22 protein-coding genes are annotated in these 21,163 nt (G+C 73.9%); 9 read left to right on the top strand and 13 right to left on the bottom strand.

Annotated features, from left to right (window positions below):
* Nucleotides 1-35: 35 nt before the first annotated feature.
* The gene (locus ACWEPF_RS08435) at nucleotides 36-1,412 is read right to left on the bottom strand and encodes an FAD-binding oxidoreductase (protein WP_452171942.1); all 1,377 of its coding nucleotides are present in this window, start codon (nucleotides 1,410-1,412) and stop codon (nucleotides 36-38) included.
* A gap of 187 nt (nucleotides 1,413-1,599) precedes the next feature.
* Nucleotides 1,600-2,886 (bottom strand): MFS transporter, encoded by a 1,287-nt coding sequence (locus tag ACWEPF_RS08430; protein ID WP_452171941.1) that lies wholly within the window; start codon nucleotides 2,884-2,886, stop codon nucleotides 1,600-1,602.
* Between the two features lie 121 nt (nucleotides 2,887-3,007).
* Between ACWEPF_RS08430 and ACWEPF_RS08425 the strand changes: the two genes are divergently transcribed.
* Nucleotides 3,008-3,565, top strand: coding sequence for a MarR family winged helix-turn-helix transcriptional regulator (locus ACWEPF_RS08425; protein ID WP_452171940.1), 558 nt, complete (start codon nucleotides 3,008-3,010; stop codon nucleotides 3,563-3,565).
* Between the two features lie 74 nt (nucleotides 3,566-3,639).
* Here ACWEPF_RS08425 and ACWEPF_RS08420 read toward each other — a convergent pair whose 3' ends face one another.
* The 3 genes from ACWEPF_RS08420 to ACWEPF_RS08410 all read right to left on the bottom strand — a co-directional run bounded on the left by ACWEPF_RS08420 (nucleotide 3,640) and on the right by ACWEPF_RS08410 (nucleotide 6,935).
* Nucleotides 3,640-5,466: a glycosyl hydrolase family 18 protein gene (locus ACWEPF_RS08420; protein WP_345284968.1), complete on the bottom strand. Its 1,827-nt coding sequence runs from the start codon at nucleotides 5,464-5,466 to the stop codon at nucleotides 3,640-3,642.
* 309 nt (nucleotides 5,467-5,775) lie between these two features.
* Nucleotides 5,776-6,366 (bottom strand): Uma2 family endonuclease, encoded by a 591-nt coding sequence (locus tag ACWEPF_RS08415; RefSeq protein ID WP_452171939.1) that lies wholly within the window; start codon nucleotides 6,364-6,366, stop codon nucleotides 5,776-5,778.
* Between the two features lie 71 nt (nucleotides 6,367-6,437).
* Nucleotides 6,438-6,935, bottom strand: coding sequence for a hypothetical protein (locus tag ACWEPF_RS08410; protein WP_452171938.1), 498 nt, complete (start codon nucleotides 6,933-6,935; stop codon nucleotides 6,438-6,440).
* 106 nt (nucleotides 6,936-7,041) lie between these two features.
* Here ACWEPF_RS08410 and ACWEPF_RS08405 point away from each other — a divergent pair, with 106 nt between their 5' ends.
* From ACWEPF_RS08405 to ACWEPF_RS08395, 3 genes are all read left to right on the top strand, one after another.
* Nucleotides 7,042-7,413, top strand: coding sequence for a BlaI/MecI/CopY family transcriptional regulator (locus ACWEPF_RS08405; protein ID WP_452172037.1), 372 nt, complete (start codon nucleotides 7,042-7,044; stop codon nucleotides 7,411-7,413).
* Nucleotides 7,410-8,288, top strand: coding sequence for a M56 family metallopeptidase (locus ACWEPF_RS08400; protein ID WP_452171937.1), 879 nt, complete (start codon nucleotides 7,410-7,412; stop codon nucleotides 8,286-8,288). Before ACWEPF_RS08405 ends, ACWEPF_RS08400 begins: the two co-directional genes overlap by 4 nt.
* Before the next feature lie 94 nt (nucleotides 8,289-8,382).
* Nucleotides 8,383-9,072, top strand: coding sequence for an alpha/beta hydrolase (locus ACWEPF_RS08395; protein WP_452171936.1), 690 nt, complete (start codon nucleotides 8,383-8,385; stop codon nucleotides 9,070-9,072).
* 28 nt (nucleotides 9,073-9,100) lie between these two features.
* On the opposite strand, the gene ACWEPF_RS08390 is transcribed toward ACWEPF_RS08395, so the two are convergent.
* Nucleotides 9,101-9,520: a RidA family protein gene (locus tag ACWEPF_RS08390; protein ID WP_452171935.1), complete on the bottom strand. Its 420-nt coding sequence runs from the start codon at nucleotides 9,518-9,520 to the stop codon at nucleotides 9,101-9,103.
* 140 nt (nucleotides 9,521-9,660) lie between these two features.
* Between ACWEPF_RS08390 and ACWEPF_RS08385 the strand changes: the two genes are divergently transcribed.
* Nucleotides 9,661-10,641, top strand: coding sequence for a helix-turn-helix transcriptional regulator (locus tag ACWEPF_RS08385; RefSeq protein ID WP_452171934.1), 981 nt, complete (start codon nucleotides 9,661-9,663; stop codon nucleotides 10,639-10,641).
* Between the two features lie 203 nt (nucleotides 10,642-10,844).
* Here ACWEPF_RS08385 and ACWEPF_RS08380 read toward each other — a convergent pair whose 3' ends face one another.
* A complete protein-coding gene (locus tag ACWEPF_RS08380) occupies nucleotides 10,845-11,399 on the bottom strand; it encodes a DoxX family protein (RefSeq protein ID WP_345284956.1) in 555 nt (184 codons plus the stop codon).
* A 107-nt stretch (nucleotides 11,400-11,506) separates the two neighbouring features.
* Between ACWEPF_RS08380 and ACWEPF_RS08375 the strand changes: the two genes are divergently transcribed.
* Nucleotides 11,507-11,806: a barstar family protein gene (locus ACWEPF_RS08375; RefSeq protein WP_452171933.1), complete on the top strand. Its 300-nt coding sequence runs from the start codon at nucleotides 11,507-11,509 to the stop codon at nucleotides 11,804-11,806.
* On the opposite strand, the gene ACWEPF_RS08370 is transcribed toward ACWEPF_RS08375, so the two are convergent.
* The 4 genes from ACWEPF_RS08370 to ACWEPF_RS08355 are packed head-to-tail and all read right to left on the bottom strand — an operon-like array spanning nucleotide 11,793 to nucleotide 15,084.
* Nucleotides 11,793-12,383 carry a DUF6939 family protein gene (locus ACWEPF_RS08370; protein WP_452171932.1) on the bottom strand — a complete coding sequence of 197 codons (591 nt, stop codon included), beginning with the start codon at nucleotides 12,381-12,383 and terminating at the stop codon, nucleotides 11,793-11,795. The genes ACWEPF_RS08375 and ACWEPF_RS08370 overlap by 14 nt on opposite strands.
* 43 nt (nucleotides 12,384-12,426) lie before the next feature.
* Nucleotides 12,427-13,977: an FAD-dependent monooxygenase gene (locus ACWEPF_RS08365; RefSeq protein ID WP_452171931.1), complete on the bottom strand. Its 1,551-nt coding sequence runs from the start codon at nucleotides 13,975-13,977 to the stop codon at nucleotides 12,427-12,429.
* A 49-nt stretch (nucleotides 13,978-14,026) separates the two neighbouring features.
* A complete protein-coding gene (locus tag ACWEPF_RS08360) occupies nucleotides 14,027-14,752 on the bottom strand; it encodes a DUF2071 domain-containing protein (protein WP_452171930.1) in 726 nt (241 codons plus the stop codon).
* Nucleotides 14,749-15,084, bottom strand: a complete 336-nt coding sequence (locus ACWEPF_RS08355; RefSeq protein ID WP_345284951.1) for a metalloregulator ArsR/SmtB family transcription factor — start codon at nucleotides 15,082-15,084, stop codon at nucleotides 14,749-14,751. Before ACWEPF_RS08355 ends, ACWEPF_RS08360 begins: the two co-directional genes overlap by 4 nt.
* Before the next feature lie 71 nt (nucleotides 15,085-15,155).
* Between ACWEPF_RS08355 and ACWEPF_RS08350 the strand changes: the two genes are divergently transcribed.
* The gene (locus ACWEPF_RS08350; RefSeq protein WP_452171929.1) at nucleotides 15,156-15,773 is read left to right on the top strand and encodes a MarC family protein; all 618 of its coding nucleotides are present in this window, start codon (nucleotides 15,156-15,158) and stop codon (nucleotides 15,771-15,773) included.
* 19 nt (nucleotides 15,774-15,792) lie between these two features.
* Here ACWEPF_RS08350 and ACWEPF_RS08345 read toward each other — a convergent pair whose 3' ends face one another.
* Nucleotides 15,793-16,218, bottom strand: a complete 426-nt coding sequence (locus ACWEPF_RS08345) for an Lrp/AsnC family transcriptional regulator (RefSeq protein WP_345285028.1) — start codon at nucleotides 16,216-16,218, stop codon at nucleotides 15,793-15,795.
* 179 nt (nucleotides 16,219-16,397) lie between these two features.
* Between ACWEPF_RS08345 and ACWEPF_RS08340 the strand changes: the two genes are divergently transcribed.
* Together ACWEPF_RS08340 and kynU are read left to right on the top strand one after the other, a co-directional pair.
* Nucleotides 16,398-17,231 (top strand): tryptophan 2,3-dioxygenase, encoded by an 834-nt coding sequence (locus ACWEPF_RS08340; protein ID WP_452171928.1) that lies wholly within the window; start codon nucleotides 16,398-16,400, stop codon nucleotides 17,229-17,231.
* Nucleotides 17,228-18,478 (top strand): kynureninase, encoded by a 1,251-nt coding sequence (kynU, locus tag ACWEPF_RS08335; protein WP_452171927.1) that lies wholly within the window; start codon nucleotides 17,228-17,230, stop codon nucleotides 18,476-18,478. The genes ACWEPF_RS08340 and kynU overlap by 4 nt, the downstream gene beginning before the upstream one ends.
* Before the next feature lie 143 nt (nucleotides 18,479-18,621).
* On the opposite strand, the gene ACWEPF_RS08330 is transcribed toward kynU, so the two are convergent.
* Nucleotides 18,622-21,081, bottom strand: a complete 2,460-nt coding sequence (locus tag ACWEPF_RS08330) for an SAV_2336 N-terminal domain-related protein (RefSeq protein ID WP_452171926.1) — start codon at nucleotides 21,079-21,081, stop codon at nucleotides 18,622-18,624.
* Nucleotides 21,082-21,163 lie beyond the last annotated feature (82 nt).

Here is a 21,163-nt window from a genome sequence, read left to right as displayed (position 1 = left end):
TAGCCGTGACGGCGGGTCAGGCGAGGACGATCACCTCAGGCCGGGACGATGTTGTGGTTCAGGTGGAAGACGTTCTCCGGGTCGTAGGCCGACTTCACGGCCGCCAGCCGGCGGGCGTTGCCGGTGCCGAGCCCGGCGGCGACCCGGTCCGGGCCCTCGTCGCCGATGAAGTTGAGGTAGACGGCGCCGATCGACCAGGGCTTCATGTCGTCCCGCACCGCGTGCACCCAGGCCGCGCCCCGCGCGTCGTCGGCCGGGTCCTCCCAGACCCCGAACGGGTGGACCGCCCAGGGGGCCACCCGCCAGGGCACCGGGTGGTCGCCCGCGCCGCGGGCCACCGCGCCGCCCATCGGGAACACCACGTGGATCGAGGCGGAGGGGCAGATCATCTCCGGCGCCCGGGCGCAGAACAGGTCGGCGGCCTGCCCGGGGAACTCGCTCAGGTACTCGGCCGACCAGTAGTTCCGCTCCCCGGGCGGGTCGTCCAGCATGCACTGGACGTCCGCGTACGGGAGCTCGGCGATCATCTCCCCGGCGTGGCCGTCGGCCAGCATCGGGGCGAACGCCTCGCGGGCCGCCGCCTCGCCGCCGGTGTAGGTGAGCAGCACGGCGACGGTCAGCTTGCCGACCAGCTGCTCGGGGACGAAGGGCTCGGGCGGGCCGGTGAGGTAGACGAAGCCGCCGCCGACCTCGTCGGGCGCGGCCGCCATGTACTCGGTGTAGCGGCGCAGGACGGTGGGGCCGGCCTCCGGCGGCCAGAGCAGCATGGCCATCGTGAAGTTGGGCAACTCGTGGAGCTTGAAGGTCAGTTGGGTGGCAACGCCGAAGTTCCCGCCGCCGCCGTGCAGGGCCCAGAACAGCTCGGGGTGACGGTCCTCGTCGGCGGTGACCAGTTCGCCCTCGGCGGTCACCAGGGTGACCGCGAGCAGGTTGTCGCAGGCCAGGCCGTACTTGCGCTCCAGCCAGCCGGAGCCGCCGCCGAGGGTCAGCCCGGCCACGCCGGTGGAGGAGTCCCGGCCGCCGGTGGTGGCCAGGCCGTAGGGCTGGGTGGCCCGGTCCAGGTCGGCCATCACCGCTCCGCCGCCGACCCGTACGGTGCCCTCCTCCGGGTCGACCACCACGGAGTTCATCCGGCGCAGGTCGACCACCAGGCCGTCGTTGACGGAGGCTCCGGTGACGGCGTGGCCGCCGGCCCGGACGGCGATCTCCAGGCCGTTCTGCCGGCCGAAGGCGATCGCGGCGGCCACGTCGGCCGGGCTCTCGCACTGGGCGATCACCCGGGGATGACGGTCGATCATCGAGTTGAAGACCGTGCGGGCCTCGTCGTACCCGGCTCCGTCGGGGGTGATCACCTCACCGGCGAAGCCGGCGCGCAGATCGGCCAGCAGTTTGGGGTGGAGTTCGGCGGCCATGGCACTCGCCCTCTCAGGAGGGGCGCCCCTGCTGTTGGTCCGGCGTGCCGCCCTCCCCCGGCGCCGGGACGGCGGGACACCCCGCACGGCCGTACCGACGCGCTCCACGTCCCTCAAACGTAGACCCGGCCGTCACCCGACGCATTCTCGGGTGACGGCCGGGCCGTGGGGCTCGCGAGGGGCCGGATCAGGCCGCGGTGCCGAGCTTCTCGACGGTGATCCGGGCGTTGTCCTGAGCCGGCGTCAGCTCGACCCGCAGGCGCAGCGCCAGCACCACGATCAGCACGGTGCAGAGCGTCATCGCGGCCAGGTAGACCGGCCAGGTGCCGGAGCCGACCAGCAGCACGCCGACGGCGGGGCCGACCGCGATGGCGATCTGCTTCACCAGCGCGTAGCCGGAGTTGTAGGTGCCGAGCAGCCGGGCCGGGGCCAGGTCGGCGACGATCGGGCCCAGGGTCGGGGCCAGCAGCGACTCGCCGACGCCGAACAGCGCGTAGACCGCGATGATCGCGACGGTGGCGGCCACCGCCTCGCCCCGGACCAGTCCGGCCACCAGGGCCATCAGCCAGGCGCCCAGCCAGACCACGCCGGCGGCGGCCATCGCCGTGGTGCGGCGGCGGCGCTCGGTGATCTTCACGACGAACATCTGCAGCACCACGATGGTCAGCGCGTTGGCGCCGATCGCCAGGCCCAGGGTGGACGGGGCGGTGCCGACGGTGTCGGTGGCGAAGGCCGCGACGCCGGACTCGAACTGGCCGTAGCAGGTGAAGAAGATCAGACCCGCGAGCAGGCAGAGCCGCAGCATCGCCTTGTCCTTGACCAGCGCGGTGAGCCCCTGCGGGCCCTTGGAGCCGCCGGCCGGGGTGAGCACCGGCTCGGCGGCCGGGATCCGGGCGGTGCCGGTCACCAGGGCCAGGCCGAGGAAGGTGAGCGCCTCGATGGTGAACAGGCGGGTCAGGCTGGCCGGCTCGGCCACGTCCACGATCTGGCCGCCGACCAGGGCGCCGATGCCCATGCCGAGGTTGATCAGGGTGAACTGGAGCGCGAAGGCCCGCGAGCGGCTCGCCTTGGTCGAGCAGCGCACGATCATCGTGGCCAGCGCGGGCTGACAGGTCGTCACACCGGCGCCGAACAGGAAGGAGGAGACCATCAGCGCGGCCGTGCCGGTGGCGTGCCCGAAGGCGAACGCGCCGGTGGCGGCCATCGCGGCACCGGCCAGCAGCACCGGCCGCGGCCCGTACCGGTCGATGCCCCGGCCGGTGAACGGCAGCACGGCGAGCGCGGCCAGCGCGAAGACGGTGAACACCATCCCGGCGGCCAGCGAGCCCAGCCCGCGCACCTGGTCCACGTAGACGAACATGTACGGCATCGTGAACCCGCTGCCGAACGCGCTGAGCGCGTTTCCGATCTGGACGCGGCGCAGCGGACCGCCCGCCCCGAGACGCCTGCCCTGCTGCTTCACCGTGCCGGCCACCGTGCACACCCTTTCAAGAGATACTCTTAAGCCCAGAAGATTTCAGACCTAAACTCTAAGGACTGGAAGCCTTGCTTGTCAAAGTCTTAACAGGTGCACCGAGCCGTGGGAGGATGGAGCCATGAGCGCACCCAGACCCGCTACGCCGAACCCCGGCGAGCTGGCCATCGCCGAGCAGGTGGCCGTCTACCAGCGGGAGTTCCCCACCGTGGACCCTCAGGTGGAGACCATCGTGTCCACCCTCTCCCGGGTCGCCCGGCGGATGAGCGTCGCCTACGGCCGCCAGCTCACCGTGCTCGGGATCACACCCGCCGAGTGGGAGGTGCTCAAGGCGCTGGTGGTGGCCGGCAGCCCCTACCAGCTGGGGCCCGGCGACCTGGCCAAGCGGCTGGGGCTGACCCCGGCCGCGATGACCCACCGGATCGACCGAATGGTGGCCGAGGACCTGGTCACCCGGGAGCGGGACGAGGCCAACCGGGTCCGGGTGATCATCGAGCTGACCGCGAACGGGCGGGCCAAGTGGCTGGAGTCCATGCGGATGGCGGCGGTCTTCGAGGAGGAGCTGCTCCAGGACATCACCGCCGGCGAACGCCCGGCGCTCTCCGAGATGCTCGGCCGGATGCTGCGCCGGATCGAGGAGAGCCAGCCGGACGCCCTCGGCCGCACCGAGGACCTCTGATCCCGTCCCCGCCCCGAACGCCGGAAGGCCCCGGACTCCAGTGGAGTCCGGGGCCTTCCTGACGAGTGCTCAGATCACGGGGTCGCGACCACGACGCAGGCGCCGTTGTCGGTCCAGACGCCCCACTGACCGCTCAGCGAGGGGTCCTCGTTGGTGGTCCACCACTTGTTGGTGTAGTTGTGACCCTTCCAGGAGACCTTGGTCGGGGTGGCGTACACCGCACCGGCGCTCCACGACTGGGCGCAGGCGTTGGCCGGCGGAGTCGGGTAGGTCACCGTGGAGGACGGGGAGCTGGTCACGCTCGGGCTGGCCGACGGCGAGGCCGAGGTGCTCGGGGAGGCGCTGGCCGACGGGCTGGCCGACTGGCTCGGGGACGGCGAGGCGGTCGGCGCGGCCGGGCAGTCGGCGGCGGAGCCGTTGGTGGCCGACACCATCTTGTCGAACAGGGCGGTCTTGGTGCCCAGGTCGTAGAGGGAGAAGGCGAAGGAGCCGCCCAGGCCGTTGCAGTGCGCGTAGTCGACCTTGGCCTGGATCGAGCGGGCGTCCTCACCGGACCAGAAGGTGGAGCCGTCGTAGAAGTACGTGGTCTTCGCCTGGTCGTCCCAGAAGGTCTTCGCCGGGTTGTCGACGAAGCCCGCGAGCTCCTTGTACATCTGGATGCCGGGCACGTTGCCGCTCATCGCGGCACCGGCGGCCGGGCCGGTCGCGGTCTGGAACAGGCCGTTCTTGCCGTTGTTCGGCACGCCGGTCCAACCGCGGTAGTAGAACGGGATGCCCATGTTGATCTTCTTGGCCGGGAAGCCGCCGGGGATGCCGTACTCGGCGTCACCCACGGTCCACGCCTTGATGGCCGCGTCGATCGAGTACTTGCCGGTGCCCGGCTTGACCGGGGTCATCGGGTCGTTCGGGCCCGAGTACAGCGGCGCCTGGTGGTTCGTCGGGCCCTTGGCGTCCCAACCACCGTGCATGTCGTAGGTCATGACGTCCAGGAAGGTCAGGTACTGGCCGACCTTGTCCGTCTCGATGTTCTTGATCTTGTCCTGGCCGGCGCCGACCGCGGCAGCGAGGCCGTAGGTCTTCTTGTCCGCCGTGCCCTGGGCGTCCAGCTGCTCGCGGAACTCCTTGAGCAGCAGGGTGAAGTTCTGCTTGTCGGCCGCCGACTCGTGGTTGCCGGTGTGGCCGCCGCCGCCCGGGTACTCCCAGTCGATGTCGATGCCGTCGAAGATCCCGGCCGCCGTGCCCGCGCCGCCGTAGCCGGCGTCGACGGGCAGGTTGCCCTTGATGAACATGTCGATGCAGGAGGAGACCAGCTTCTTCCGGGAGGCGTCCGTGGCGGCCGCGTCCGAGAAGTACTTCGAGTAGGTCCAGCCACCGATGGAGATCAGGATCTTGAGGTTCGGGTTCTTCGCCTTCAGCTTCTTCAGCTGGTTGAAGTTGCCCGCGATCGGCTGGCCCCAGGCGTCGGCGACGCCGTCCACCGCGGTGTTGGCGTCGAAGGTCTTCTGGTAGTCGGCGAACGCGTCGCCCGCACCGTCACCCGCGCTGCCGTTGTTCTCGTCCTGGGACGCGGCCTTGGTGGCCTCGAAACAGGTGAGGTTGGTGGGGTGGATGTTGGCGAACGAGTAGATCATGTAGTCCAGGTTCTTGGCGACGCCGGTGTCCTGGATGGTCTTCGGGTAGTACGCGTTCGCGTAGATCGACCACTGGTCGAAGTAGGCGACCTTGATGCCGCCGCTGGTCGCCGGGGCACCGGTGCTGTTGCCGGCCGCCGCCTGGGCGGTGGTGCCCGCGGTCAGCGCGAGGCCCGCGCCCAGCAGCAGCGAGGCCGCCGTGCCGACCGCCAGCGCGGCCAGGCCCTTCGGGCGCCGACGGGTCGCCGGCTCCTGGATAACTCGGTTCATGTGCTCGTGAACCTCCGGGTCGTGGGGGAACTGCCGCGCCGCCCGTGGGTTCCTCCCGCGCGGGGTGGGGCCGCGAGGGCTGGCGGGCACGCCAGTGGAGGTGGAACGGGAACAGGGGCGCCGAACCGGCACCGGAGGTCTGGACCACCGGCGCCGGATCAGGGGCTCCCTGCACCTGGGCACCAAAAATGGACTAGACCAACTCCCCCGTCAAGACCCGAAGTTCCCCCTTGAGCTCCCCTTAAGGTTCTTCCTGCCCGTGAACAGCCAAAAGCCGGTCCCACCTGGGTGGGACCGGCTTCAAACCCCTCACATCCGCTCGATCTCCGTCAAATCGATCTCCACCCCGAACGGCACCTCCACCTTGAACCGCCCCCGGTGGATCCCCGTCCCCACGTACCGCCGCGTGGCCGGTTCCAGCTCGAACGCGTAGACGACAGCGCTGAGCCCCTCCTCCTTCTCGACGCGCCAGAAGTACGGAATGCCCGCTTCTGCATACTTGCGCGGCTTCAGCTCCCTGTCCCGCTCCACCGAATCCGGCGACACCACCTCGACCGCGAGGACGACCTCGGCCGCCTGGTAGGCGGTCTCCTCGCCCGAACCCGTGACCGCTGACGCCTCGACCACCGCCAGGTCCGGCTCCGGCCGGTCCCGCCGCCCCAGCACGACGCTCATCTCCCGGACCACCCTGAGCCCTTCCGGGCAACCACGCCGAAGGGCCCAGACCAGGAGATCCACAACGACGCTGTGGAAGTGCTTCTGCGGACTCATGAAGACCAGGCTCCCGTCGAGCAGCTCCGTGTGCGGCGGGAGGTCGGGCATGGTGTCGAGGTCTTCGGCCGTGAAACCGCCCTCGGGCGGGATCAGCCACTCCGGTACGGCAGTCATCGTCGCTCCCATGGGGTGATCCTCGCCGACCCATCCAGCGTATCCACCTCAAACGGGATCAACCCCACCCTTGTGAGTGACCGTCAGTAGCGGAGGGCGCTGCCCACCTTCGCGGTGACGGTGCCGGAGAGGGCGCGGTTGGACTTGGCGGTGGCCTGGGTGGTGGCGCCGGCGGCGGTTTCGGGGACGGTGAGGACGGCCGCGTCGAGGAGGTTTCCGGACGAGTCCTGGAAGTTGACGGTGAGGGTGTACTTGTAGGGCTGGGAGCCGGAGTTGGTGACGGTGACCGGGACGCTGGACTTGCCGTCGGGGTCGGTGGTGACGTCGCCGAGCTTGACGTCGTCCTTGGCGTCCAGTCCGCCCTTGACACTGGCCAGCGCCGAGGAGGCGGCCGCCTGGGCCGAGGCCACCGCGGAGGAGGCCGAGGAGGCGAAGCCGCTCGCGGCACTGTTCGCCGCCGAGGCCAGCGCCGAGGCCCCCGACTGCACCGCCGCCGAGGGCGACTTGTCGCCGTCCGACGAACACCCCGTCAGCAGCAGCCCACCCGCGAGCACCACACCCAGCACGACACGACGACCCACGACGGCCTCCAGAGCAGTCAACGGAACCTGCCCTCACCCTTGGCCGCCCCGCCACCGGCGGCCAGCAGGACGGTCCGGACGGGTGACTACGATGGGCGCCATGGTGGTGCGCAGCCTCGGGGACCTGGAAGCCGAGATCATGGACCGGCTCTGGCGGTGGGGCCGGCCGGCGACCGTGCGCGAGGTGGTGGACGACCTCAACGCGACGCGGCCGGTGGCGTACACGACCGTGATGACGGTGGCCGGGATCCTGCACACCAAGGGGCTGCTGCACCGTCACAAGCAGGGCCGCACCTGGGTCTACGAACCGGCCCGCAGCCGGGAGGCGTACACCGCCTCGCTGATGCAGGAGGCGCTCGGCTCCACCCCGGACACCCCGGCCGCGCTGGCGCACTTCGTGGAGCGGATCGGCCCGGACGAGGTGGCCGCGCTGCGGGCGGCGCTGGCCGCCCTGGACGGGCCGGGGGGCCGGGAGTGACGGCCGCCGCGCTGCTGGCGCTCTGGGCGGTGCTGGTGACCGCCGTGCTGCCGCCGCTGCTGGCCGGTGCGCGGTGGACCAGGCGCAGCCCGGTGCTGGGGGTGGTGACCTGGCAGACCCTCGGGCTGTCGGCGGTGCTCTCGGTGGCGATGGCGATCCGTCAGCTGGTGGACCCTTCGCCGCACCACCACGGTGGTCTGCTGCACCTGTGCGGCTTCTCCCCCGAGGCGGTCTCGGGCACGGCCCTGGCGGTGGCCGCGCTGACCGCCGCCCGCCCGCTGGCGCTGCTGCTGGCCGCCCTGCACACCTCCCACCGCGAACGCCGCCGCCACCGCGAGCTGCTGGACCTGGCCGCCCACCGCGGCCGGGTGCCGGGCGGGGCGCTGCTGCTGGACCACCCGACGCCCGCCGTCTACTGCCTGCCCGGCCGCCGCTCGCGGATCGTGGTCAGCCGGGGCGCCCTGGCGGCGCTCAGCCCCGAACAGCTGGCCGCCGCGCTGGCCCACGAGCGCGCCCACCTGACCGGCCGTCACCACCTGGCCGTCTGCGCGGCGCAGGCCCTGGCCCGCACCTTCGGCCGGCTGCCGCTGGGCCGGCTGGTCCACGCCGAGGTGCGCACCCTGCTGGAGATGGCCGCCGACGACCGGGCGCTGCGCCGCCACTCGACGAGGGCGCTGGCCACCGCGATGGGCGTGGTGGCCGGGGCGGGCGCTCCCGCCTCGGCCCTCACCGCCGGGCACCAGGCGCTGGCCCGGATCGAGCGGCTGGCCACCCGCCGCCACGCCTCCGGCCCGGCGCTGGCCCTGACCGCCGCCGCCCCGGCCGCGCTGCTGCTGCTCCCCCTGCTGCTGGTCTGCCTGCCCCACCTGGCCTGACCGCCACCCGGGTGACGCTCCGTCCCCGCCTCCCGGCCCGGCAGCCGGGCGGTCGATAGCCTCCGCCCGACGTCCGTACACGGAAGGGCAGTTCATGAGCGTTCGACCCACCATCGTGCTGGTCCACGGCTTCTGGGGCGGGGCCGCCCACTGGGCCAAGACCATCGTCGAGCTGGACCGCCTCGGCCACACCGGCATCCGGGCGGTGGAGAACCCGCTGACCTCGCTGGCCGACGACGCGGAGCGCACCCGGAAGATGGTCCGTCAGGTGGGCGGTCCCGTCCTGCTGGTGGGCCACTCGTACGGCGGCGCGGTGATCACCGAGGCGGGCGACCTGCCGAACGTGGTCGGCCTGGTCTACATCGCCGCCTTCGCGCCGGACGCCGGGGAGAGCCCGGGCGGCCTCACCCAGGAGCACCCCCCGGCCGCGGCCGCCAACCTGGAGCCGGACGGCGACGGCTACCTCTGGGTGAAGGCCGACAAGTTCCACGAGTCCTTCGCCCAGGACCTCACCGAGGCCGAGGGCCTGGTGATGGCGGTGACCCAGAAGGCCCCGCTGGCCTCCACCTTCGGCGACGCGATCACCGCCCCCGCCTGGCGCGCCAAGCCGAGCTGGTACCAGGTGTCCGCCCAGGACCACATGATCCACCCGGACAACCAGCGCCGGATGGCGGCCCGGATCGACCCCCGCAAGACCATCGAACTCCCCACCGGCCACGCCTCCCTGGCCTCCGACCCGGTGTCGGTCGCGGCCCTGATCGACGAGGCCGCGTCCTCCTTCTGACCCGGCCCTCCGGAACGACCGCCCGCCGCTACCGGCCCCCGGCCGGTGCCCGGACCGCCTCCGCCTCGACCTCGAACAGGACGTCGGGCGCGGCCAGGGCTGCGACGCCGATCAGCGTCTGCACCGGCGGGCGGTCGCCCCAACCCTCCTTCACCGCACCGGAGACCGCCCCGAGCCGGGCGAAGTCGTGGTCGACCACGTAGGTCCGGATCCGGACCACGTCGCCGAGACCGAGCCCGTGGGCGGCGAGGGCGGTGGCCAGGTTGCGGAAGGCCTGCCGCACCTGCTCCTCGAAGCCGCCGGGGACCACGGCACCGTCCGGTCCGGAGCCGTACTGCCCCGCGACCAGGACCAGTTCCGCGCCGGCCGGGACGGCGGCGGTGTGGCTGTAGCCGAACGGGACCGGGTCGTGCAGGCCGGCCGGGTTGACGAAGGTGAGCTGTGCCATGCGGGTTCGCCTCTTCCTGGGAGTGGTGGCTCCGTGCGGTGCCGGGAACGAGCCTCGCAAGCAATCACGACACCCTCTGTCGGGTATCCCCGACGGGATTCCGGACGGACCTTCCGGCGGGTCCCCGGTAGGTTCGGCGGATGCGCGCCGATCGGCTGGTCTCCCTGGTACTGCTGCTGCGGCAGCACGGCCGCCTCTCCGCGACCGCCCTGGCACGGGAGTTGGAGGTCTCCACCCGCACGGTGCTGCGCGACGTCGAGGCGCTCTCCGCCTCGGGCGTCCCGGTCTACGCCGAGCGCGGCCGGCACGGCGGCTTCGCGCTGCTGCCCGGCTTCCGGACCGAGCTCACCGGGCTGAACCACGACGAGGCCCTCGCCCTGCTGGTGGCCGGATCGCGGCGCGGGGCGCAGGCGTTCGGCCTCGGCGCGGCGCTCGCCTCGGCGATGCTCAAGGTGGTCGACGCCCTCCCCGCGGGCCAGCGGGACACGGCGGCCGGCGTCGCGCAGCGCCTGCTGGTCGACCCGGAGACCGATCTGCTGGAGCGCCGGCTGGTCACCGAGGAGGCGCCCGACGCGGTGGTCGCCGAGGTGCTGCGCGCGGTCTTCGCCGGGCGGCGGCTGCGCATCCGGTACGCGGCCCCGGACCAGGAGGCCCGGTGGCGGACGGTGGACCCGATCGGCCTGGTGTCGGTCCGCGGCCAGGGCTACCTGCTGGCCACCCGGGCCGGCTCCGGCGAGGAACGCACCTACCGGCTCGCCCGGACGCTGGCCGCCGAGGTTCTGGCGGAGGCCGCCGAACGCGACGGGCGGGTCGACCTGGAACGGGCCTGGCGGGAGCGCGGCAGCCGGTTCCGGACGGGTGGCGAACAGGTCACCGCGGAGCTGCGGCTGGCCCCGGCGCGGCGGGCCGAACTGGTGGGCACCGCACTGGCCGTGCTCGCGGAGACGGCCGAACCGGACGGACGGCTGCGGCTGGAACTGACCTTCCAGGACGCCCGCCACGCCGAGTGGGCCCTCTGGCAGGCCGGCCCGGACGCGGAGGCGCTGGCCCCGCAGTGGCTGCGCGAGTCACTGCGGGACCGTGCCGCGGCACTCCTCGCCCGCTACGGCGGGACGACCTGACGGAGCCCCGGACGGCGTCGGCCGGAACCGGACGGTCCGGCCAGGGCTCGGGGCCCGGGCACGGCGGCCGAACGGGGCGGAGGCCCCGGCCGTCTGACGCCCCGTCCGGTGGGCCCGCCCCGGAGGGGTGCCGGGCGGGCCCGGTGGACGGTGGTCCCGAGCGGTGCCGTCGGCCGGGGGATCTGGCCGGACCGGCGGAGGCGTCAGGCCAGGCCGACGCCGGCCTCGTCGTCGGCGGCGCGGGCCTCGCGGCGGCGGACCACGTCCTGGCGGCGGGAGACCACCGCGGCCGCGCCGACGGCGGAGGCGGCGAAGGCGAGCAGGCCCAGGCCCGCGCCGTCGAAGCGGTGCCGGGTGAGGTGGTCGAGGGAGTAGCAGCCGGCTCCGGACAGGCCCAGGGCCAGACCGCAGGCACCGAGCAGGGCCGGGTACTCGTAGCCGCCGCCCATCGCGAAGAAGCCGCTGGGGGCGTGCACGGAGATGGCGCCGGCCATGGTGCCGGCCACGATGGAGCCGGCCGCCGGGGTGGCGAGGCCGGCCACCAGCAGGGCGCCACCGCCCGCCTCGCCGAGGCCGGAGGCCAGGGCGCTCTGGTGGCCCGGTTCGAAGCCCATGTGCTCCATGGCCTTGGCGGTGCCCTCCAGGCCACCGCCGCCGAACCAGCCGAACAGCTTCTGGGTGCCGTGCGCGATGAGCACACCGCCGACCGCCGCGCGCAGCGCCAGCAGTCCTAGGTCCTTACGGTTCAGACACGCCATGATGGGGCCTCAGTTCTCGCTCAACAGCAAAGCGGGACAGCAAGGCCATCCCACACCGGGCCCGGCGCCCCCTCACCCGGGGGACGCCATCCGAGCGAAGGACAGTCATGCCGACGAACCCGACCTTCCACCTCAGCAGCGCCGCCATCACCGACGAACCGTCCTTCTGGACCGCCCTCGCCGACGCCCTGGACGCCCCCGACGGCTACTACGGCCGCAACCTCGACGCCCTCGCCGACTGCCTGCGCGGCGGCTACGGCCCCGAGGCCCCCTTCACCCTCGTCTGGCACGACGCCCCCCGCGCCCGCAAGGCCCTCACCCGCCCCCTCCCGCACTCCGGCGAGCCCTACTTCGACGCCGTCCTCGACGTCCTGCGCGCCGGCGGCGTCACCGTCACGCTGGCGTAGCCCCGGCCGCGGTCCCGGCCAGGGTCTCGGCCGGCCAGCTCCCCTGGATCCACGACCGCAGCAGCGCGGCGTGCGAGAGCGGGGTGCGCGGGTCGGCCACGTCGCCGTTGACGGTGTAGTCGAGCAGCACCACCTCCCCCGCCCCGTCCGCCCGGCGCAGCCGCTCGACCAGGTCGGCCACCCGGTGCTCCAGCACCCAGCGGTACGAGGGCAGGTAGACCAGCCGCCGGGCGGCCTCGTACGGCAGCAGCTCCGTACCGGTGAGGCCGGTGCGGTGGCCGAGCACCGGGCCGTGCCGGCGGACGGTGCGCTTGATGCCGCGCATGCCGGTGACGGCCAGCTTGGCCGGGTCGACGTCGGCGGTCGCGAAGACCTTGAGGGCCTGCCAGATGCCCTCCACCGACTGGCCGGTGACGCCCTCGGAGTACGGCACGGGGATCCCGCCGTGCGGGTAGAAGGGGCTCAGCCGCACCCACGGCTCGGCCGCCCGCGAGGTGACGTCCACCACCTCCGCCCTGGGGAAGGCCGCGGCGAGGGAGGCGGCGGTACGGCGGCGGCTGGCGACGTGGATCGGCATCGGGCTGCTCCGGCCTGTGCGGTGACGGGCCGTCGAGTCTGCTTCACGCCACTGACAGCCCGAGGGCCTTCCGGTGGGCGGCGAGCGCGGCGGGCTCGTCCGCGAGGGGGAAGCGGGCGGCGAGGTGGCCGTCGGGGCGGATCAGGAAGCCGGTGGGGCCGTCCGGGTGGTAGAGGCGGGCGAACTCTCCCGCGGTGTCCCGGTAGCCGGGGCCGTGGCCGTCCGGGCCCAGGAGGGTGACGGTGTCGAGGCCGTCGGCGGGTTCGGGGGCGGCCGGGGCGTAGCGGAGCAGGACGTGGCCGGGGCGGCCGCGCAGGACGTCGAGCAGGCGCAGCGGGTAGGCGGCGAGCGGGGTGGTGAGCCCGGAGCAGTCGGGGGCGCGGTCGCCGGGGCGGGGGCCGCCGGAGCCGGGCGGGGCCGGTGGTCCGTCGTGGTACCCGACCAGGAGCTGCGCCTGACGGAGCATCAGGATGGCGGGGTCGTCGGGGTCGCCGTCGGTCCCCTCGGTGGCGTGCCGGAGCGTGCGGCCGACCACCTCCTCGCCGACCGGGCGGCGCTCCGCGTCGTAGCTGTCGAGCAGGGCCGGCCCGGCCTCCCCGCGCAGCACCAGGGCGAGCTTCCAGGCCAGGTTGACGGCGTCCTGGATGCCGGTGTTCATGCCCTGGGCGCCGGTCGGCGGGTGGATGTGGGCGGCGTCCCCGGCCACGAAGACCCGGCCCTCGCCGTAGCGGGGGACGATCCGGTGGCTGATCCGGAAGAGCGAGGACCAGCGCAGCCGGGAGACCGTGGCCGGCCCGGGGCCGAGGCGGTCCACCACGGTCTGCACCTGCGCGAGGTCCGGGCCGCGGCTGCCGTCGATGCCGTGGGCGGGGCCATCCGTTCCGGCGAGCTCGGGCGGGACCACCGTCGAGAGCCGGTAGCGGCGGTGGCCGGGCAGCGGGACGGCGACCAGCAGGTCCTCGCTGCCGTCGACGGCCCGGGCGGTGGAGCGCAGGGTGAAGCCGGGCTCCAGGTCCCAGTCGACCTCGACGTCGGCCAGCATGTACCCGGCCGGGAGGGCCCCGCCCTCGAAGGGGAGCCCGAGCCCCTTGCGGACGGTGCTGTGCGCCCCGTCGCAGCCGATCAGGTAGCGGGCCCGGAGCTCCTCCTCGCCGCCGCCCGCGGTGCGCAGCACGGCGGTGACGCCGTCCGGGTCCTGACGGAAGGCCAGCAGTTCGGTGCCCCGCTCGATGCCGGCGCCGAGGCCGGCCAGGTACTCCTCCAGCAGCCGTTCGGTGTCGTACTGCGGCAGCGCGGCGAAGCCGTACGGGACCTCGGGCGGCAGCGCCAGCACCGTACGGGCCCGCTCCCGGCCGCCGTCGAGCAGCAGCTGACCGCGCAGCGGGACGGCGGCCTCCAGCACGGCCCGGGCGAGCCCCATCCGGTCCCAGAGCTCCAGGGTGCGGGGCTGGATGCCGACCGCCTTGGCGTACGGCAGGCGCCCGTCCAGGCGCTCGACCAGCCGGCAGTCCACGCCGTGCCGCCTCAGCTCGGCCGCCGCGCTCAGCCCGACCGGGCCCGCGCCCACGACCAGGACGCCCGTGCTGCCGCCCATGATGACCTCCGCGTGTGCCGGTCCCCCGGGGTCAATCCTGGCCCCGGGGTCAGGCGGCGGCCATCGCGGGGAGCGGGTGCCAGTCGGCGGGGACCTGACGCATCAGCAGGGCGCAGTCCAGCTCGGCGGTGCCGGGCGGGAAGCGGTCGGCGTCGTCGAAGTAGCTGGAGGCGGCGGAGCGGACGGTGCAGGCCTCGATCCGCCAGCGGTCGGTGCGCAGCTCCATGCCGTCGAGGCGGTCGCCGGCTCCGGCGGGCGACCAGCCCTCGGCGCCCTGGCGGAAGAAGCGGGAGGCCTCGGCGAGGTCGGCGAAGAGGGCGCTGCCGTGCAGGTCCTCGGCCGGTTCGACGGTGACGTCCACCCGGAGCTCGCCGTCCCGGGTGGCGAGGGCGACCCGGATCTCGTCCTCGGTCTCGCGCACCCGGAAGTCGGCCCGGCCGTGCTCGCCGGGGAAGATCCGGCCGCCGGCCCAGGCGTTGAGCGCCGAGCCGGTGTCGCGGCGCGGGATGTAGACGCCGGTCCGTACGCCGTCCGGGCCGTCCCACTCGACCGCGATGCGGTGGGCGGCGTTCTCGCTGCGCAGCCCGATCGCCCGGGGCAGGCCGAGCGGCCGCACCTCACCCAGGCGGAGCAGGCAGATCCCGGCGACGGCGTGGCCGTTCACCAGCTGCGGGCGGAGGGCGGCGGGCAGCAGCGCGGCGGCGGCCTCCGGGTCGACCCGGTAGTTGACCAGCAGGCGGCGCTCGATGGTGCTGGCGAGGCGGGGAGCCCTCATGACGTCTCCTCAGGAGCGTTGGCGGGGCGCCACTTGGTGTGGCGGAGCACGATCTGCTCGGGGCAGACGGCGCTGAGGAAGCGGCCCACGCAGGTGGCCAGCCGCTCCTCGGCCAGGGAGTAGAGGATCCGGTTGCCGTCCCGGCGTTCGGTGACCAGCCCGGCGCCCTTGAGGATGCCGAGGTGGCGCGAGATGGACGGCCCGCTGATGGCGAACCGGCCGGCGATCTCGCCGGCCGCCAGCTCTCCGCCGCGCAGGTCCTCCAGGATCTGACGCCTGGTCGGGTCGGCGAGGGCGCGGAAGGCTCCGGCCTCGTCCTGGGCTTCTGTCATGGTTAGATATTTAGCACCATAGCTAAATACCTGGCAAGGCGCGGGCGACCGCGCCGGCCGATGCTGGGGTGGTGATCGCGTTCAACCTGAGCAGTGCGTTCGTCGCCCTCTTCGCCGTGGTCGGGCCGCCCAAGGTGCTGCTCACCTTCGCGCAGCTGGCACGCAGCCGGACGCACCGGGAGCTGGTGCGGCTCACCCTGGTGGCCACCGCACTGGCGGCGGTGGTCGGGGCGGCGATGGCCTACTCCGCCGACTTCCTGACCGACTTCTTCCACGTGGACGACTGGTCGATCCAGCTGGCCGGCGGGCTGATCTTCTCGATCTACGCGGTGGCCCTGGTGCTCGGGGTGCACCTCGGCGGCGGAGACGACGGGGAGCACCTGGAGAACCAACTCGCCGAGGGCATCCGGGAGTTGCTGGTGCCGTACATCGCCAGCCCGCTGGGCATGACGGCGGTGCTGGTCAGCTCGCTGGAGGAGGACAGTTGGGGCTGGCACTCCACCATCGCCGGGGCCTACCTGGCGGTGGTGGCGATCAACTGCTTCTGTGTCCTGGTGCTCTCCAAACCGCTGCGCCGGGCGCACCGGACCTCGCTGGAGGTGCTCTCCCGGCTGCTCGGGCTGCTGCTGGCGGCGGTCGGGGTCGAGCTGTTCGTCACCGGGCTGGAGAGCCTGCGGAAGATGTACTGACAGCCGGTCAGGGGCGTGGTCAGGGCAGCTGGACCGGGCGCCAGGGCACCGGACTGGAGAGCACCATCGAGCTGGACGGCTGGCCGTACCCGGCGAGCCGGTCGATCAGCCGCTCGAACTCGGCCATCCCGGCGACCGCCACCAGCAGCGCGCAGCAGGCCCCGCCGGTGACGCGGTGCAGCTGGAGCACCTCGGGCCACTCGGCCACCGCCGGGTCGCGGAGCACGCAGCGCGGGCCGTAGCACTGGATCTGCACCAGCGCGGTGACCTTGAGCCCGGCCCGGTCGAGGTCGACGTGGGCGTGGTAGCCGCTGATCACCCCGTCGGCCTCCAGCCGGCGGACCCGTTCGGCGACGGCCGGTGAGGAGAGGTTCACCCTGCGGGAGAGCTCGTTGTAGGAGAGCCTGGCATCGGCCTGGAGTTCGGCGAGCAGCAGGCGGTCCACGGCGTCCAAGGGGTGCTCCTTTGCGTTCGGCAGGCCGGGGCCGCCCAAGACCTTCCGTCCGGAAGGCGGCGGGGCCGATCCGGCATCCGTCGCCCATTCAATCCGGTGCCGCGCCGACCGCACAATGGGGGCCGTCCGCAGGCGGGCAGGAGCAGCAGTACGGAGCAGCAGGAGGAGCCATGGCGGCAGATCCCCAGGTCAGTACCCCGAAACTCGCCTTCGGCGACGCCGAGGAGCCCGAGGCCACCACCCCGTACGCGCAGTACGCCAAGCTGGACGTGCTGCACAGCCTCCAGCAGCCGCGCAGCAAGGTGGACGCCGAGCTGTCGTTCATCATCACCACCCAGGTGATGGAGCTGCTCTTCGACCTGCTGCGGCACGAGTGGACCACCGCGCGGCACGCGCTGCGCGAGGACGACCTGACGGCGGCTCACGCGGCGCTCAAGCGCGGCCACCACGTGCAGGACGTGCTGGCCAACTCCTGGGACCTGCTGGCCACCATGACGCCGATGGAGTTCGCGGCCTTCCGCCCGGTGTTCGGCGAGGCCAGCGGCTTCCAGTCCTCGGCCTTCCTCCGCCTGGAGTTCATGATCGGCAACAAGAGCTCCCGGCTGCTGACGATGTACCAGGGCATGCCCTCGGTGCACGCCGAGCTGACCGCCGCACTGCACGCGCCCGGCCTGTACGACGAGGCGCTGGCCCTGCTGGCCCGCCGCGGACTGGACGTCGACGTGGTGCCCGGCCCGGAGCGGCACCGGGAGAGCGAGCAGGTCACCACCGCCTGGCACCGCGTCTACACCGACCCGGCGCTGGCCGACCTGGCCCTGCTGGGCGAGGCACTGCTGGACACCGCCGAGCGGGTCACCCGCTGGCGGCAGCGGCACTACTCGGCGGTCAAGCGCTCGATGGGGGCCAAGCCGGGCAGCGGCGGCTCCAGCGGGCTGAGCTGGCTGAAGCAGTCGGCCGACCAGGACGTCTTCCCCGAGCTGTGGAACGTGAGGAACGAGCTGTGACCACCACCGGCCTGACCACCCGTGAGCAGTGCGCCGCGCTGGACGCCGCCGACCCGCTGGCCGCCTTCCGCTCCGAGTTCGTCCTCCCCGAGGGCGTGGTCTACCTGGACGGCAACTCGCTCGGCGTGCTGCCCGCCCGCACCTCGGGCCGGGTCCGCGAGCTGGTCGAGGTCGAGTGGGGCGAGCGGCTGATCCGCAGCTGGAACGAGGCCGGCTGGTTCGAGCAGCCGCACCGCCTGGGCGCCCGGGTCGCGCCGCTGGTCGGAGCCGCCCCGGGCCAGGTCGTGGTCTGCGACACCACCTCGGTCAACCTCTTCAAGGTGCTGGCCGCCGCCCTGCGGCTGCGCCCGGGCCGCTCCACCGTGCTGGCCGAGCGGGCCGCCTTCCCGACCGACCTCTACATCGCCGAGGGCGTCACCTCGCTGGCCGGCGGCGGAGCGCACACCGTGCTGCTGGACTCCGCCGAGCAGCTGGAGACCGCGCTCGGCGAGGACACCGCCGTGGTGGTGCTCTCCCTGGTGGACTACCGCACCGGCGAGCTGCTGGACATCGCCTCGATCACCCGCCGGGTCCAGGCGGCCGGCGCCCTGATGGTCTGGGACGTCTGCCACGCGGTCGGCGCCCTGCCGGTCGAACTCGACGCCTGCGACGTGGACTTCGCGGTCGGCTGCACCTACAAGTACCTCAACGGCGGCCCCGGCTCGCCCGCCTTCCTGTACGTGGCCGAGCGTCACCTGGGCGTCGCGGAGCAGCCGCTGAGCGGCTGGTTCGGCCACGCCAAGCCCTTCGACTTCACCCCGGGGTACGAGCCGGTGGCGGGCATCGGCCGCTTCCTGACCAGCTCCCCCTCGCTGCTCGGGCAGGCCGCGCTGGGCGCCTCGCTGGACGTCTGGGAGAAGGCCGACCTGGCGGCGGTGCGGGCGAAGAGCCTGGCGCTGACGGACCTGTTCATCGAACTGGTGGAGCCACTGGCGGCGTACGGCGTCGAGGTGGTGACGCCGCGGGAGCACGCACGGCGCGGCAGCCAGGTCGCGCTGCGGCACCCGGACGGGTACCCGGTGGTGCAGGCGCTGATCGAGCGCGGGGTGATCGGTGACTTCCGGGCGCCGGACCTGATGCGGTTCGGCTTCACGCCGCTGTACCTGTCGTACACCGAGGTGTGGGACGCGGCGCGGCACCTGACCGAGGTCCTGGAGAGCGGCGAGTGGCGCGAGGAGCGCTTCTCCCGCCGCGGCGCGGTCACCTGACACGACCACAGGTGGGCCCCGTAGGGGCGCGAGGAACTGCGCGCGGGGGAACGGCAGCACGTGCAACTGGCTGACGGAGCCTCAGTTGCAGGTGGGCCGCCTTCCGATTCGCGCAGTTCCTCGCGCCCCCAGAGGGGTGACCACTAGCCGCGGGCCGGGCGGTCGGCGAGGTGGACGATCCTCTCGGCGATGCGGTGGACGGCCAGGTCGTAGGAGGTGCGGTCGAGCGCGCGGAGGCCCTGGTCCGCGTAGCGGGCTCCGAAAGCGCGGTCGCGGTAGTCGAACTGGCGGGCCGGAGGCGGGAGTTCGCGGTGGTCCAGCGGGTCCCAGAAGACCGGGACGGTGGCGCGGCGGTGGCTGCCGAAGGCGGACCATTCGCGGGTGGCCCGGAGGCCGCGGAAGCAGCCGTGCCCGTAGAGCGGGACGAACACCTCGCAGTGCCGGACGGCGTCCGGCTGGCCGGCCACCCCGGCCAGGTCGGAGAGCTGCCAGACCTCCTCGCAGAGGTCCTCGAAGAAGCGGTCGGCCCGCGGGTCGGGTTCGGTGTCGCGAGCCAGGTAGAAGTGGCGGCGCCCGGCCGCCGGGTTCCGCATGAAGACCAACTCCTGCTGACTCCCCAGGAGTTCGGTGCCCTCGTCGGCCCGGGCCGCCGCCTCGGCGAGCAGCTCGCCGAGGGTCAGCTCGGGCGGGCCGCCGGGCCAGCCGAAGCGGAACACCTCGTTGCAGAGCGAGGCCAGCGAGCGGGCCCCCCGGGGGCGGTCGAACCAGACCTGGGCCGAGACCCCGGCGTCCCGCTCGGCCAGCACCAAGGTCCGGGCCGGGCTCTTCACCAGGGCCCGGGCGGCCAGTTCGGCGCCGGGGTCGAACCCGGGCGCGGTGGCCAGCAGCACCAGCAGGGTGTCCTCCGCGCTGCGGGCGGCCGTGCGCAGCGCGGCCCGGAAGCCCTCCGGGTCACTGCCCGCCCAGACCTGGCCGCGCGGCAGGCCGACCAGCTCGCGGTCGGTCAGGTGGGCCGCCAACTGGTCGATCTCCTCCGCCTCTTCGGAGTACAGCACCGCCCAGGACCGGGCCGGGTCGATCCGGGCCGCCTGACGCGGCACCTCGACCCCGACGATGCCCAGCGCCGCCGGGCTGACCAGGGCGAACGGGCGCCGCTCGGCGGTCAGCGGAGCGCCCTCGGTGTCGGTGGCCGCGATGGCCGCGATCTCGTCCGGCACCCGCCCGGCCCGGGCCGCCACCTCCTCCCCCACCCGCACCAGCAGGCCGACCGCCTGGTGGGTGACCGAGCGCGGCAGCGTGTGCACCAGCAACTCCCGCACCCCCGGCCGGAAGTCGAATCGCTCCGGCTGGCCGGGCCGCGCCACCAGCAGGCCGCTCACCACCAGCTCGGCCAGCTGCTGCGGCCGGGGGCGCGGGATCGCGGCGTGCTGCAGCAGCCGCAGCACCGGCAGCGCCGGGGTGGTCAGCGCGGCCAGCCCCGCCAGGGTGTACGCCTCGCGGGAGGCGGTGGCCCGGAAGCGGCGCACCGCCTCGGCGGGCGTCAACTCCCCCGGGGCCGGGCCGCCGTGACGGACGGGGGCCGGGGCGGCGCCCAGGCGGACCGCCGCGCCGACCACCTCCGAACCGCCCGGGCTTCCCACCAGCTGCGCCCAGTTGGCCAGCCAGGCCGGGTCCGCCTCCAGCACCGGGAGGACCAGCCCCGGCTCCCCCTGCCGCTGCGGCCGGCAGTCGGGGAGGTCCGGAGGCTCCAGCGGGGTGAAGCCGTACGCCGGGTTGGCCGCGCCGGCCTCCGGGGCGGTGAGCAGGCCGGCGGCGGCCGGGAGCGCGGTGAGCGGCCAGAGGCGCTCCGGGAGCGGCTGGACCAGGGCGACCGGGCCGAGGCGGGCCAGGCCGGCGAGCGTCCGGTGCCACCGCTCCCCCGGCCGGCCGGGGCGCCACTGCGGGCCCATCGCGTCGCTGAGGACCAGGGTGGCGGTCCGGGGGCCCGGCTGACCCCCGGTCAGGGTGCCGTCGGGGGCCAGCCAGGCACGGGTGACCTGGCGGAAGGCGCCGGTCTGCCGCAGCAGGGCCCGCAGTTCGCGGGCCAGCGGGCGCCAGAGCGCCATGGTCGGGCCGGTGTCCAGCACCAGACGGAGCGTCAGCCAGCGTTCGCTGCCCGGGCGCAGCACCGGGAGCCAGTGCACCGGCCCGGGGCCGCGGAGCGCCTCGGCCAGGCGGTTGGCGGTGGCGGTCTCGTCCAGCACCGTCCGGTGCGGGTCCGGGACGTGCCGCTTCAGCGGGCGCAGCGCGCGTTGGAGGTCCAGCGGGCGGGCCAGCATCGGGGCGCTCGGCGCCGCGACGGTGCTGCCGCCGGGCAGCCCGCCGGACGGCTCGGCGGCCGGCAGGTGGAGCGCCAACAGCGAACCTGCGGGGCCCGCCTCCTGACGGACCGTCTCCGGCCGCTCGGGCACCTCCTCGACCACGGGATCGGCGGCCTTCCCCGGCAGGACGGTCCGTCCGCTGACGGGTGCCGAGCGGGCGGCCAGCCAGAGGAGCTCGGCCAGCTCCACCGCGTCCGCCCCGGGCCGCCCGAGCCCCCCGAGCACCTCCGCCAGGCGGTCCACCTGCGCACCTCCGAGCAACGAGGCTTGCCCTGCGGGCGGCTGGGCAGGGGACGACGAAGCCGCGGGCCCAGGTGCCGCCGAC

Source organism: Kitasatospora sp. NPDC004289 (assembly GCF_053602875.1).
The sequence above is the reverse complement of the archived record's forward strand: the minus strand, read 5'-3'. Positions and strand labels throughout refer to the sequence as shown.